Origin of the sequence: Sphingopyxis sp. KK2, assembly GCF_001990265.1 — a bacterium.
Classification (GTDB): Bacteria; Pseudomonadota; Alphaproteobacteria; order Sphingomonadales; family Sphingomonadaceae; genus Sphingopyxis.
In genome coordinates this window covers 13,356-27,003 of sequence record NZ_LYVN01000017.1, presented here as the reverse complement: position 1 = coordinate 27,003, position 13,648 = coordinate 13,356, and the positions used below count along the sequence as shown (strand labels likewise).

The following is a 13,648-nucleotide window of genomic DNA, read 5'->3' as shown; positions in this document are numbered from 1 at the left end:
TGCGCATCGTGATGGAGGCCGTCCTATGATCACCCTCGCATTCGCCCTCATGGCCGCGGCGCAGGTTCCCGAGCAGGCGCCGCGCATGGACGATCGCCCGGCGCCGTGGCCCGAGAATGATCGCGGCTTCGGCCCCAATGTCGATCGCGTCAAGGAATCCGAACCCGATGCGCGCCGCGCGATGGCGCGCTATGCCGTCTGCGTCGCCGACAAGAGCAACGACAAAGTCACCGAATTGCTGAGCGGCGATTTTACGACCACGGCCTATCGCAGCGGCCTCAAGAATCTCGTCAATGCGAACGGCGGCTGCGCGAAGCAGGTCGGTGTGCGCAGCGAAGTCATGCGATCGGCCAGCCTTCCCTTCGCAGGTTCGCTTGCCGAGGCGATGCTGCGGAGCGACCCCGCGCCGCTGAACGTCCGGCTTGCGAAGGCCGCGACGGGCAAGGAAGCGCCAACCTTTGCCCCGTCGGACAAGGTCGCGATGTGCGTCGCGCGCTCGTCGCCCGACGACGTCGCCAAGCTATTTGCGACCGATCCCGGATCAACCGAGGAAAATCGGGTCGCCGAGCAGTTGATGCCCGTTGTCAAACTATGCAGCGGCCCCACCAAATTGGAGACGAACGTCGTGGGCCTTCGCTCGATCGTCGCCACCGCAAGCTTCCGCCTGTTGGCGGCTCAGGAAAGCTGATATGCCTAAAGTTACCGTAGATGGCGTAGAACTCGACGTTCCGCAGGGCGCGACCGTCCTGCAGGCGTGCGAACTGGCGGGGAAGGAAATCCCGCGCTTCTGCTATCATGAACGCCTGTCGATCGCCGGCAATTGCCGCATGTGCCTCGTCGAGGTCGCCCCCGGGCCGCCGAAGCCGCAGGCTAGCTGTGCGCTGCCGACCGCCGAAGGGCAGATCATCAAGACCGACAGCCCGATGGTGAAGAAGGCGCGCGAAGGGGTGATGGAGTTCCTGCTCATCAACCACCCGCTCGACTGCCCGATCTGCGACCAGGGCGGCGAATGCGACCTGCAGGACCAGTCGGTGGCCTATGGCCGCGGCGCGACGCGCTATGACGAGAACAAGCGCGCGGTCACCGAAAAATATATGGGTCCGATCGTCAAGACGGTGATGACCCGCTGCATCCAGTGCACGCGCTGCGTCCGCTTTGCGGAGGAAGTCGCGGGTGTAGAGGATATCGGCGCGATCTATCGCGGCGAGAATATGCAGATCACGAGCTATCTCGAAAATGCCGTCCAAAGCGAGCTGTCGGGCAACGTCGTCGACCTGTGCCCGGTCGGCGCGCTGACCTCGAAGCCCTATGCGTTCGAGGCGCGTCCGTGGGAGCTGACCAAGACGCTCGGCATCGACATGATGGACGCGGTCGGCACCAATGTCCGTATCGATGCGCGCGGGCGCCAGGTGCTGCGCGTGCTGCCGCGCGTCAACGACGATGTGAACGAGGAATGGGCGAACGACAAGACGCGCCACCATGTCGACGGCCTCGTGCGTCGCCGCCTCGACCGGCCCTATGTGCGCAAGGACGGCGTGCTGGTCGAAGCGAGCTGGGGTGAGGCGTTCGAAGCCATCAAGGCAGTGAACGCCGGCGCATCGGTCGCGGCGATCGCTGGCGACCTTGCCGATTGCGAAACGATGTTCGCGGCGAAATCGCTGGTGACCGCGCTCGGCGGCAGTCTGCTCGAAGGCCGCCAGACCGGGCTCGATTATGACGTCACCAGCCTGTCGGCGGTCAATTTCAACACGACGATCGCCGAGGCCGAAAATGCCGACGTGATCCTGCTCGTCGGCACGAACCTGCGCTGGGAAGCGCCGCTGATCAACACGCGCGTCCGCAAGGCGGTGTGGAAGAAGGGCGCGAAGGTCTTCGCGATCGGCCCCGAAACCGACCTCACCTACAAGGCCGAATGGCTCGGCGACGACGCCGCGCTGGTCGCGAAGCTGCCGAAGCATGTGACCGACGCGCTGGCGGGTGCCGAGCGGCCGATGCTGGTCTTCGGCGGCGGCGCGCTGTCGGTCCCCGGCGTGCATGGCGCGGGTCTCGCGCTCGCCAAGGCGGTGAATGCGGTAAAGGACGGCTGGAACGGCTATAACGTCGTCCATTTCTCGGCGGCGCGCATGGGCTCGCTGATGCTCGGCTATGGCCTGCCTGGCGGAATCAAGGACGTCATCGCGGCCAAGCCGAAACTTGCCTTCTTCCTCGGCGCCGACGAGGTCGATTTCGCGGCGCTGCCTGACACCTTCAAGGTCTATGTCGGCCATCATGGCGACAAGGGCGCACACGCCGCCGACGTCATCCTGCCCGCCGCCGCGTGGACCGAAAAGGACTTCACCACGGTCAACACCGAGGGCCGCGTCCAGCGCAGCGACAAGGCGGTGTTCGCCCCCGGCGACGCGCGCGAGGACTGGAGCATTTTCAGGGCCTTGGCCGATGCGCTCGGCGTCAATCTCGGCTTCGACAGCTTCGCCGAATGCCGTGCTGCGATGATCGCTGCGGTGCCCGCGCTCGGTGTCGAGGGTCTCGCCGACTATGGCTGGACGGTGCCCAAGCTGCCGGCCAAGCCCGAGGCGCGCGCGATCCCGTCGCCGATCAAGGATTTCTATCTCACCAACGCCATCTGCCGCGCGTCGCCGACGATGCAGCTCTGCTCGGAAGAGCTGGTCCATGGCGCCACCTTTGCGGAGGCCGCAGAATGACCCCGGTACACGCCATCGCCTCGATACTGCTCGTCGGCATGGGCTATTCGGTCTGGCGTGGGTTCAACCCCACCAAGTCGAAGAAGCCCGGCCCGCATAACGGCTGGAAGAACCAGGACGGCGCGAAGAAATGACCGAGACCTTCATCTCGTGGGGCATGGACCCGACATGGGCGTGGGGCGTCGCGACGATCGCAGGCATCCTGCTCATCGCGCTGCCGCTGATGCTCGCGGTCGCGATGATCATCTATGCCGACCGCAAGATCTGGGCGGCGATCGCGCTGCGCCGCGGTCCGAACGTCGTCGGCCCCTTCGGCCTGCTCCAGTCGTTTGCCGACGGTTTGAAAGTGTTCCTGCAGGAAACGATCATCCCGACGTCGGCCAACCGCGGGCTGTTCCTGATCGCGCCGATCATCACCTTCACGGTGGCGCTGATGGCGTGGGCGGTGATCCCGTTCAATTCGGGCGCGGTGCTCGCCGACATCAACGTCGGGCTGCTCTATATCCTCGCGATTTCGTCGCTCGGCGTCTACGGCGTGATCCTGTCGGGCTGGGCGTCGAACTCGAAATACCCCTTCTTTTCGGCGATGCGCGCCTCGGCGCAGATGATCTCCTATGAAGTGTCGATCGGGTTCATCCTGATCGGTGTCGTGCTCTTCGCCGGCAGCTTCAACATGAACGAGATCGTCAAGGCGCAGCAGGGCCACGGGCTAGGCATCGTCAACGCCTTCGGCTTCAACCTGCTGCTCTTCCCGCTCGCGGTGATGTTCCTGATCTCGTCGCTCGCCGAAACCGCGCGCGCACCGTTCGATTTGACCGAAGCGGAAAGCGAACTCGTCGCGGGTTATCAGACCGAATATTCGTCGATGAGCTTCGCGCTCTTCTGGCTCGGCGAATATGCCAACGTGCTTCTGATGTGCACGCTCAACGCCGTGCTGTTCTGGGGCGGCTGGCTGCCGCCGCTCAACATCGACCTGATCCCCTGGTTCGACATTCCGGGCATCATCTGGCTTTTCGCGAAGATCCTCTTCTTTTTCTTCGTGTTCAGCTGGGTGAAGGCGACCGTCCCGCGCTATCGCTACGACCAGCTCATGCGGCTGGGCTGGAAGGTATTCCTGCCGATCTCGCTGATCTGGATCTTCCTGATCTCCGGCTATCTGATGCTGACGAGATACGGTGACTGTAAAGCCAGCGAACGTGTCCACATAACGCAGATCGCCGACAAGGAAACGGGCAAGACTTATAGCGTTGCGCCCCCGAAAAACAGCTGGGACGGCATTTGCCGCAGCGAAATCCAAGGTTCCGCCAAGGTGTCTTCATGAGCAGCATCGCCCATCTCGTCAAAAGCTTCACCTTGTGGGAATTCGTGAAGGCGCACGCCCTCACGCTGAAATATTTCTTCAAGCCCAAGGCGACGATCAACTATCCGTTTGAGAAGAACCCGCTGTCGCCGCGTTTCCGCGGCGAGCATGCGCTGCGGCGCTATCCGAACGGCGAGGAACGCTGCATCGCGTGCAAGCTGTGCGAAGCGGTCTGCCCGGCGCAGGCGATCACGATCGAGGCCGAACCCCGCGACGACGGCAGCCGCCGCACGACGCGCTACGATATCGACATGACCAAGTGCATCTATTGCGGCTTCTGTCAGGAAGCGTGCCCGGTCGATGCCGTGGTCGAGGGGCCGAACTTCGAATTCGCGACCGAAACGCGCGAGGAACTGCTCTATGACAAGGCCAAGCTGCTCGCCAATGGCGACAAATGGGAACGCGCGATCGCGGCGAATCTTGCCGCCGACGCGCCCTATCGGTAAGGGCGCGCGCACATGATTCAGGTCGCTGCTTTCTGGCTCTTCGCCACCATCGTGATCGCTTCGGCGGCGATGGTTATCTTTGCCCGCAATCCGGTCCACAGCGTGATGTGGCTGATCCTCGCCTTCTTCAACGCGGCGGGGCTGATGCTGCTCGCGGGGGCCGAGTTCATCGCGATGCTGCTCGTCATCGTCTATGTCGGCGCGGTCGCGGTGCTGTTCCTCTTCGTCGTGATGATGCTCGACATCGATTTCGCCGAATTGCGCGCCGGTTTTGTCCGTTATCTGCCGCTCGGCGCGCTCGTTGCGATCATCCTCGCGGTCGAGCTCGTCTTCGCGGTCGGCGCCTGGAGCGCGGGCAAGGTCGACCTCGCGGCGCGTGCCGCGCCGGCGGTCACCGACAAGAGCAATATCCAGCAGATCGGCGAACTGCTCTACACCAAATATATCTTCCTGTTCGAGGCGGCGGGCATCGTCCTGCTTGTCGCGATGATCGGCGCGATCGTGCTGACGCATCGCCAGCGCGGCGGGGTTCGCATCCAGAATATCTCGGAACAGAATAAGCGCCGTCCGCAGGATGCAACGCGCATGGTCGATCCGGGCGTCGGGCAGGGGGTTGAGCTGTGATTTCCGTCGGCCATTATCTCGCCGTTTCGGCGGTGCTCTTCACGCTCGGCGTGCTCGGCATCTTCATCAACCGAAAGAATATCATCGTCATCCTGATGGCGATCGAACTGATCCTGCTCGCGGTGAACATCAATCTCGTCGCATTCAGCTCGGCGCTCGGCGATCTCGTCGGCCAGGTGTTCGCGATGTTCGTGCTGACCGTCGCCGCCGGCGAAGCGGCGATCGGGCTCGCAATCCTTGTGATCTATTTCCGCGGCCGCGGCACCATTGCGGTCGATGACGCCAACCGGATGAAGGGGTAAGCCGGTGATTCAGGCGATCGTTTTCCTGCCGCTGCTCGCGGCACTTGTCGCAGGGCTTGGCCAGCGCGCTATCGGCCCTTTCGCGTCGAAGCTCGTCACCACGGCGGCGTTGTTCACCAGCTGCGCGCTCAGCTGGCCGATCTTCCTGTCGTTCGTGTTCGGCACGGGTCATGCCGAGGTCGTCACGGTGCTGCACTGGGTCAGCTCGGGCGCGCTCCAGTTCAACTGGGAGCTGCGCGTCGATACTTTGACCGCGGTGATGCTCGTCGTCATCACCAGCGTCTCGTCGCTCGTCCACCTCTATAGCTGGGGCTATATGGAGGAAGACCCGGACCAGCCGCGCTTCTTCGCCTATCTGTCGCTCTTCACCTTCGCGATGCTGATGCTCGTGACCGCGAACAATCTCGTCCAGATGTTCTTCGGCTGGGAAGGCGTCGGTCTCGCATCCTATCTGCTCATCGGTTTCTGGTACAAGAAGCCGAGCGCCAATGCCGCCGCGATCAAGGCGTTCGTCGTCAACCGCGTCGGCGATCTGGGCTTCATGCTTGGCATCTTCGGCACCTTCCTCGTCTTCGGCACCGTCTCGATTCCTGATATCCTGACCGCCGCGCCGGGCATGGCGGGGTCGTCGATCACCTTCCTCGGCATGCGCCTCGACACGATGACGATCCTCTGCCTGCTGCTGTTCATCGGCGCGATGGGCAAGTCGGCGCAGCTCGGGCTGCACACCTGGCTTCCCGATGCGATGGAGGGTCCGACCCCGGTGTCGGCGCTGATCCATGCCGCGACGATGGTCACCGCGGGCGTCTTCATGGTGTGCCGCCTGTCGCCGATGTTCGAAACAGCGCCGATCGCGCTCGGGGTCGTCACCTTCGTCGGCGCCGCGACCTGCTTCTTCGCCGCGACCGTCGGCACCACGCAGTGGGACATCAAGCGCGTCATCGCCTATTCGACCTGTTCGCAGCTCGGCTACATGTTCTTCGCGACGGGCGTCGGCGCCTATGGCGCGGCGATGTTCCACCTCTTCACGCACGCCTTCTTCAAGGCGTTGCTGTTCCTCGGCGCGGGCTCGGTCATTCATTCGATGCACCACGAACAGGACATGCGCTATTATGGCGGCCTGCGTAAGCATATCCCGATCACCTATTGGGCCATGTTGTTGGGTACGCTGGCGATCACGGGCGTCGGCATCGCCGGGGTCGCGGGCTTTGCGGGCTTCCATTCGAAGGACGGCATCCTCGAGGCGGCGTTCGCTGCCGGCGGCGGCGGCACGATCGCCTTCTGGGTCGGCATCTTCGCCGCGCTGCTGACGAGCTTCTATTCGTGGCGCCTCGTCTTCCTGACCTTTTACGGCAAGCCGCGCTGGGAACAGAGCGAGCATATCCAGCACGCCGTCCACGATGACCATGGTCATGGCCATGACGATCACGCGCATGCCGGGCACGACGACCATGCCCACGCCCATGACGCGCATCACGAATCTTCGGGCGACGGCACCGCAGGCTATCACCCGCACGAAAGCCCGGTCACCATGCTGATCCCGCTGATCGTGCTGTCGATTGGTGCGGTCGCCGCGGGCTTCGTCTTCGCGCATCCCTTCATCTATCCGGAGGAAGGTGCCAAATTCTGGGCCGGCAGCATGCTCGCGTTCGATGAACATCTGATGCACGCCGCGCACGAGGTGCCGACCTGGGTCAAATGGACGCCGTTCACGGTGATGGCGATCGGCCTGTTCCTCGCGTGGAACAGCTATATTCGCAACACGACTTTGCCGGGGCGCTTCGTGGCGCAGTTCAAGCTGCTCCACCAGTTCCTTTACAACAAATGGTATTTCGACGAGCTGTACAACGCGATCTTCGTCAAGCCGGCGTGCGCGCTCGGCCGCTTCTTCTGGAAGCGCGGCGATGAGCAGACCATCGACCGCTTCGGTCCCGATGGTGCGGCGACGCTCGTCGCGGGGGGCACGCGGCTCGCGGTGCGGCTGCAATCGGGTTATGTTTATGGATATGCGTTTGTGATGCTGCTCGGTCTTGTCGGCCTCGCCAGCTGGGCCATGGTGAATTTCCTGTGAGCGGGCTTCCTTTCCTCTCGCTGCTGCTGGCGATCCCCGCCGTCGCGGCCATCGCCTGCCTGTACGTCGGCGAGCGTAACGCAAAGTTCGTTGCGCTCGGTGCGTCGCTGCTCAATCTCGTCCTCAGCCTCGTCATGTGGTCGCAGTTCGAGATCGGCGGGGCGCAATGGCAGTTCCAGGAACTGCACAAGGGGTTGTTCGGGCCCTTCGACTATGCGCTCGGCATCGACGGGCTCGCGCTGCTATTGATCGTGCTCAGTACCTTCCTGATGCCGCTCTGCATTCTCGCGAGCTGGGAATCGATCACCAAGCGCGTCGGCCTCTACATGGCGATGTTCCTCGCGATGGAAGTGGTGATGATCGGCGTCTTCGCGGCGCAGGACCTGCTGCTTTTCTACATCTTCTTCGAAGCCGGCCTGATCCCGATGTATTTCATCATCGGCATCTGGGGCGGCGCGAACCGCAAATATGCGGCGTTCAAATTCTTCCTCTACACGCTGCTCGGCTCGGTGCTGATGCTCATCGCGATGATCGCGATGATCGCAGAAGCCGGCACGACCGATATCCCGACGCTGATGAGCTACAATTTCCCGGTCGAAATGCAGACCTGGCTGTGGCTCGCCTTCTTCGCCAGCCTCGCGGTCAAGATGCCGATGTGGCCGGTCCACACCTGGCTTCCCGACGCGCACGTCCAGGCGCCGACCGCGGGTTCGATGATCCTCGCCGGCGTGCTGCTCAAGATGGGCGGGTACGGCTTCGTGCGCTTCATGATGCCGATGTTCCCCGACGCCTCGGCGCAGCTGATGTGGATCGTCTTTGCGCTGTCGATGGTCGCGGTGGTCTACACCAGCCTCGTCGCGCTGGTGCAGAGCGACATGAAGAAGCTGATCGCCTATTCGTCGGTCGCGCATATGGCGATCGTCACCGCGGGCCTCTTCGCCTTCAACCAGCAGGGCATCGAGGGCGCGATGATCGTCATGCTCAGCCATGGCGTCGTCTCGGCCGCGCTCTTCTTCTGCGTCGGCGTAATCTACGACCGGCTGCACACGCGCGAGATCGATCGTTACGGCGGGCTCGCGGTGAACATGCCGGCCTATGCGCTGTTCTTCATGCTGTTCACCATGGCGTCGATCGGCCTGCCGGGGACCAGCGGTTTCGTCGGCGAATTCCTCAGCATCGCGGGCATCTATGAAGCATCGAGTTGGGTCGCCTTCGTCTGCACTACCGGCATCATCCTCGGCGCCGCGTACATGCTCTATCTCTACCGCCGCATCGTGTTCGGCGAACTGACCAAGGACGATGTGAAGGCGATGCCCGATCTCAATCCCCGCGAATGGGCGATCATGGTGCCGCTGGCCGCCGTGGCGCTGTGGATGGGCGTCTATCCCGAAAGCTTCCTCGCCCCGATGCGCGGCGACGTGACCACCGTGGTCGCGCGCCTCGCCCCCGCCAAGCCCGCCAGCGACGCGCATGTCAGCGCCGGCAAGCCGAAGGCGGCCGCCGATCATGGTGAGGGCCATGAGGCCCCCGCCGGCGAAGCCCATCATGCGGGAGGCAGCCAATGACCGCCGATCTCGCCCTTATCTGGCCCGAACTCATCCTGACGATCGGCGGGCTGGTCACGCTGATGCTCGGCACCTTCCTCGGTGACCGGCAGGTCGGGCTCTACCAGCTCGCCGCGCTGCTCACGCTCGCTGCTGCGGCGGTTGCGGTCGTCGCGCTGTTCGGCGTCAATGCGTCGGTTTTCTCGAACACGCTCGCGGTCGATAATTTCGGCGGCTTTGCGAAGCTCGTCATCTATGGCGCCAGCGCGGTCAGCATCCTGATCGCCCCGCGCTTCTTCGCGGGCGGCATGCGCGCCGAATATCCGGTGCTGATCCTGTTCGCGGCGCTTGGCATGGGCATCATGGCCTCGTCGCGCGACCTGATGACGCTCTATGTCGGGCTCGAACTCAACAGCCTTGCCGCCTATGTCCTCGCCAGCTTCATGCGCAGCGACGACCGGTCGAGCGAAGCGGGCCTCAAATATTTCGTCCTCGGCGCGCTCGCCTCGGGCATGCTGCTCTATGGCATCTCGCTGCTCTACGGCTTCAGCGGCACCACCGACTTCGCGGGCATCGCGGCGGCGATGGGCGGCAAGCTCAACCCCGGGCTGATCTTCGGCATCGTCTTCGTCCTCGCGGGCCTTGCCTTCAAGGTCAGCGCAGTGCCGTTCCACATGTGGACCCCCGACGTCTATGAAGGCGCGCCGACCCCGGTCACCGCCTTCTTCGCCAGCGCGCCGAAGGTAGCTGCGATGGCGCTGATGACGCGCGTCGCCATCGACGCGATGGGACCCGCCATCGGTGCCTGGCAACAGATCATCATCTTCCTCGCGCTCGCCTCGATCATCCTCGGCGCGGTCGGCGCGATCGGGCAGAAGAATATCAAGCGACTGCTCGCTTATTCGTCGATCAACAATGTCGGCTTCATGCTGATCGGCCTTGCTGCCGGTACGCAGGCGGGTGTCCAGGCGGTGCTGACCTATCTGCTCGTCTATGTCGTGACGACGGTCGGCGCCTTCCTCGTCCTGCTGCAGCTGCGTGATGCCGACGGCAATTATGTCGAGAGCATCCCCGCGCTCGCCGGCCTGTCGCAGCGCCGACCGGGCCTTGCCGCGGCGATGGCGGTGTTCATGCTCAGCCTCGCGGGCATCCCGCCGCTGTTCGGCTTCTGGCCCAAGCTGCTGGTGTTCCAGGCGGCGGTAAACGCGAACCTCGTGCCGCTTGCGGTCGCAGGCATCGTCGCCTCGGTGATCGGCGCCTTCTATTACATCGCGATCATCAAGACGATGTACTTCGACGACAAGTCGGAGGTCGAGATCGATGGCAGCCGGAATATCGTCGAAGGCTCGATCATCACTGTCAGCGCGCTGTGGCTGTCGATCGTCGGCTATCTCTTCATTCCCATGCTCACCGTCGCGTCTGCGGCGGCCGCGTCGGTGCTGTTCTGATCCCGCCGATCGAGCGGATCGCGCAGACAGGTTCGACCAACGCCGACCTGCTGGCGCGGCTGGCCGGCGGCGAGCATGTGGGCGAGGGGCATTGGCTCGTCGCCGACCGCCAGACCGCAGGCCGCGGCCGCCTCGGGCGGGCATGGGACGACGGGCAGGGCAATTTCATGGGCTCGACCGTCGTCCGCCTCACCGCGAGCGATCCCTCGCCTGCGACCCTCGCGCTTGTTGTGGCGGTCGCGCTGGCCAAGGTGATGACGATATTCGCGCCGTCGGTTCCGCTGCAATTGAAATGGCCGAACGACCTGCTCGTCGAGGGCGCCAAATGTTCGGGCATCCTGCTCGAAAGGCATGGCGACTGCGTGGTGGTCGGCATCGGGGTCAATCTGGCGTCGGCGCCCGACCTGCCCGACCGCGCGACTTTCGCCTTTGCCGATGCCGGCGTTGTCATCGACCGTGACCGCTTCGCCGACGCGCTGGCCGTCGCGATGATGGATGTCTTGTGGATCTGGCGGCAGGAAGGCGTCGGCAGCATCGTCCGCGCATGGCTGCCGCTCGGCCATCCGGTCGGCACGCCGCTGCGCGTGTCCGAACAGGGCATCGACGGCTTTTTCGATGGCCTCGCCCCTGACGGCGCGCTGCGCTTGCGCCGCGCGGGCGGCGAGACCATGTTGGTCCATGCCGGCGACGTCGAATTGCGCCGCCCGGTTGGTGAGGGGAATTAGGATGCTGCTCGCGATCGACGTCGGCAACACCAACGCCAAATTCGCTTTGTTCGACGGTGCCACGCTGCTCGCGCGCTGGCGCATCGCGACCGACGACCGCCGCACCGCCGACGAATATATGGTCTGGCTCGATCAGCTGATGCGGATCGAGGGGCAGGATCGCAGCGCGGTCGACGCCGTCATCATCTCGACCGTCGTCCCGCGCGCGCTCCATAATCTCCAGCTGCTCGCGCATAAATATTTCGGCGTCGGCGCGCTCGTCGCCGGCCGCGCGCCGGTGAGTTGGGGCATCGCGCTCAAGGTCGACGAGCCGCAATCGGTCGGCGCCGACCGCGCGGTCAACGCGATCTCGGCGCAGGCGATCGAACCCGGCAAGGACAAGCTCGTCATCAGCTTCGGCACCGCGACGACGCTCGACCATATCGGCGCCGACGGCGCCTATCTCGGCGGCATCATCGCCCCCGGCGTCAACCTGTCGCTCGAAGCCTTGGTTGCCGCCGCCGCCAAGCTGCCGCGCATCGCGATCGAAGCGCCGGCCACCGACAGCGTCATCGGCCGCACCACCGAAAGCCAGATGCTGATCGGTGTATACTGGGGCTATGTGTCGATGATCGAGGGGTTGATCGCGCGCATGAAGGCCGAAATCGGCAAGCCGCTCACCGTCATCGCGACCGGCGGCCTCGCGACCCTGTTCGACAAGCAGGGCCACCTCTTCGACCGGATCGACCCCGACCTCACGCTCAATGGATTAATGCATTTGTACAATCAACGGACCGCAGCATGACGAAACCCGGCAAGGAACTGCTCTTCCTCGCGCTCGGCGGATCGGGCGAGATCGGCATGAACGCCAATCTCTACGGCTGCGACGGCAAATGGATCATGCTCGACCTCGGCGTGACCTTCGGCACGCACGACTATCCCGGCATCGACATCATCATGCCCGACCTCGAATTCATCGAGGATCGCAAGAAGGACCTGCTCGGCATCGTCCTCACGCATGGGCATGAGGATCATATCGGCGCCTTGCCCTATCTCGCCGCCGAGCTTGGCGTGCCGCTCTATGCCAACCGCTTCACCGCGGGGCTGATCGCGCACAAACTCGCCGAAGAGGGCCTCCAGAATGAAGTGACGATCAAGACCGTCGATATCGACGCACAGTTCCAGCTCGGCCCCTTCGGCATTCGCCTGATGCCGCTCGCCCACTCGATCCTCGAAATGAGCGCGGCGGTGATCGACACGCCCTATGGCCGCGTCTTCCACACCGGCGACTGGAAGCTCGACGACCATCCGGTGCTCGGCACGCCGTCGTCGGCGAAGGCGCTGACCGCGATCGGCGACGAAGGCGTCGATGTCCTCGTCGGCGACTCGACCAATGCCTTCAACCCCGAGGCATCGGGCAGCGAGGGCGGGCTGATGGACGGGCTGCGCGCTGCGGTCGGCGCGGCGAAGGGCAGGGTGATCGTCACCACCTTCGCCTCGAACGCCGCACGCCTCAAGACGCTGGGCGAGGTCGCGAAGGCGACGGGCCGCACCTTGTGCGTCGCGGGCCGCTCGCTCGACCGCATCCTCGGCGTCGCGCGTTCGGTCGGTTATCTGAAGGACTTTCCCGCCACGGTCGATTTCGACGAGGCGATGCGGTTGCCGCGCGACAAGCTGATGGTGATAGCGACGGGCGGACAGGGCGAACCGCGCGCCGCGCTCGCGCGGATGGCTTCCGATGGCCACCAGATCAAGCTCGAGGCGGGCGACACCGTCGTCTTCTCGTCGAAGCAGATCCCGGGCAACGAGGTCGCGATCGGCCGCATCATGAACCAGCTCGCCGCCAGGGACGTGCTGACGGTGACCGAGAAGCAGGCGCATATCCATGTCAGCGGCCACCCCGGCCAGCCCGAACTCGCCGCGCTCTACGGCTGGCTGCGACCGCAGCTCGTCGTCCCCGTGCATGGCGAAATCCGCCACATGCACGAACAGGCGCGCTTCGCGCTCGAACAGGGCGTGCCCGACGCGCTGATCCAGGAAAATGGCGACCTCGTCCGCCTCGCGCCGGGTCCCGCGAAGATCATCGAACGCGTTCGTTCGGGACGTCTGATCCTCGACGGCGACGTGATCCTTCCTGCCGACGGCGAGACGATCAACGAACGGCGCAAGCTGTCGCTCCACGGCCATATCACCGTCGCGGTCATCTTCACCGCCGGCAAATTTACCGAAAGCGCGGTCAGCTATCGCGGCGTACCGGTCGAGGATGACCGCGAGGCGTTCATCGACGAGATGCGCGACGCCGCCGAAATGGCCGCGCTCGCCCCCGCCAAGGATGTCGAGAAGATGCGCGAGGCGATCCGCCTCGGCGTTCGCCGCATCGCGACCGACTGGACCGGCAAGAAGCCGGTGGTCGACGTGATGCTGGTCGACCTGTAAGGAGCGGCGCG

The 13,648-nt window shown here is 64.3% G+C and carries 13 protein-coding genes; all 13 read left to right on the top strand.

Features of this window, described 5'->3' with window-relative positions:
• Positions 1 to 25: 25 nt before the first annotated feature.
• From B1A78_RS04795 to B1A78_RS04740, 13 genes are read left to right on the top strand one after another with little or no spacing between them, the layout of a single operon-like run.
• Complete coding sequence (locus B1A78_RS04795; protein WP_077145862.1) at positions 26 to 688, top strand: hypothetical protein; 663 nt, start codon at positions 26 to 28, stop codon at positions 686 to 688.
• 1 nt (position 689) lies between these two features.
• Positions 690 to 2,702 carry an NADH-quinone oxidoreductase subunit NuoG gene (gene nuoG, locus B1A78_RS04790; RefSeq protein WP_077145861.1) on the top strand — a complete coding sequence of 671 codons (2,013 nt, stop codon included), beginning with the start codon at positions 690 to 692 and terminating at the stop codon, positions 2,700 to 2,702.
• The gene (locus B1A78_RS22535; protein ID WP_179101974.1) at positions 2,699 to 2,836 is read left to right on the top strand and encodes a hypothetical protein; all 138 of its coding nucleotides are present in this window, start codon (positions 2,699 to 2,701) and stop codon (positions 2,834 to 2,836) included. Before nuoG ends, B1A78_RS22535 begins: the two co-directional genes overlap by 4 nt.
• Positions 2,833 to 4,023: an NADH-quinone oxidoreductase subunit NuoH gene (gene nuoH / locus B1A78_RS04785; protein WP_256837477.1), complete on the top strand. Its 1,191-nt coding sequence runs from the start codon at positions 2,833 to 2,835 to the stop codon at positions 4,021 to 4,023. The genes B1A78_RS22535 and nuoH overlap by 4 nt, the downstream gene beginning before the upstream one ends.
• Positions 4,020 to 4,508, top strand: coding sequence for an NADH-quinone oxidoreductase subunit NuoI (gene nuoI / locus B1A78_RS04780; RefSeq protein ID WP_077145860.1), 489 nt, complete (start codon positions 4,020 to 4,022; stop codon positions 4,506 to 4,508). The genes nuoH and nuoI overlap by 4 nt, the downstream gene beginning before the upstream one ends.
• Positions 4,509 to 4,520: 12 nt before the next feature.
• Positions 4,521 to 5,132 carry an NADH-quinone oxidoreductase subunit J gene (locus B1A78_RS04775; RefSeq protein ID WP_077145859.1) on the top strand — a complete coding sequence of 204 codons (612 nt, stop codon included), beginning with the start codon at positions 4,521 to 4,523 and terminating at the stop codon, positions 5,130 to 5,132.
• The gene (gene nuoK / locus B1A78_RS04770; protein ID WP_077145858.1) at positions 5,129 to 5,434 is read left to right on the top strand and encodes an NADH-quinone oxidoreductase subunit NuoK; all 306 of its coding nucleotides are present in this window, start codon (positions 5,129 to 5,131) and stop codon (positions 5,432 to 5,434) included. Before B1A78_RS04775 ends, nuoK begins: the two co-directional genes overlap by 4 nt.
• 4 nt (positions 5,435 to 5,438) lie before the next feature.
• The gene (gene nuoL / locus B1A78_RS04765; protein WP_077145857.1) at positions 5,439 to 7,505 is read left to right on the top strand and encodes an NADH-quinone oxidoreductase subunit L; all 2,067 of its coding nucleotides are present in this window, start codon (positions 5,439 to 5,441) and stop codon (positions 7,503 to 7,505) included.
• Entirely contained in the window at positions 7,502 to 9,070 is a 1,569-nt protein-coding gene (locus tag B1A78_RS04760; RefSeq protein ID WP_077145856.1) for an NADH-quinone oxidoreductase subunit M, read from the top strand. Before nuoL ends, B1A78_RS04760 begins: the two co-directional genes overlap by 4 nt.
• Positions 9,067 to 10,497 (top strand): NADH-quinone oxidoreductase subunit NuoN, encoded by a 1,431-nt coding sequence (gene nuoN, locus B1A78_RS04755; protein ID WP_077145855.1) that lies wholly within the window; start codon positions 9,067 to 9,069, stop codon positions 10,495 to 10,497. Before B1A78_RS04760 ends, nuoN begins: the two co-directional genes overlap by 4 nt.
• On the top strand, positions 10,419 to 11,222 hold the full coding sequence (locus B1A78_RS04750; RefSeq protein WP_083733836.1) for a biotin--[acetyl-CoA-carboxylase] ligase: 804 nt from the start codon (positions 10,419 to 10,421) through the stop codon (positions 11,220 to 11,222). The genes nuoN and B1A78_RS04750 overlap by 79 nt, the downstream gene beginning before the upstream one ends.
• Position 11,223: 1 nt before the next feature.
• Complete coding sequence (locus B1A78_RS04745) at positions 11,224 to 12,006, top strand: type III pantothenate kinase (RefSeq protein ID WP_077145854.1); 783 nt, start codon at positions 11,224 to 11,226, stop codon at positions 12,004 to 12,006.
• A complete protein-coding gene (locus tag B1A78_RS04740; protein ID WP_077145853.1) occupies positions 12,003 to 13,637 on the top strand; it encodes a ribonuclease J in 1,635 nt (544 codons plus the stop codon). The genes B1A78_RS04745 and B1A78_RS04740 overlap by 4 nt, the downstream gene beginning before the upstream one ends.
• The last annotated feature ends 11 nt before the right edge of the window (positions 13,638 to 13,648 follow it).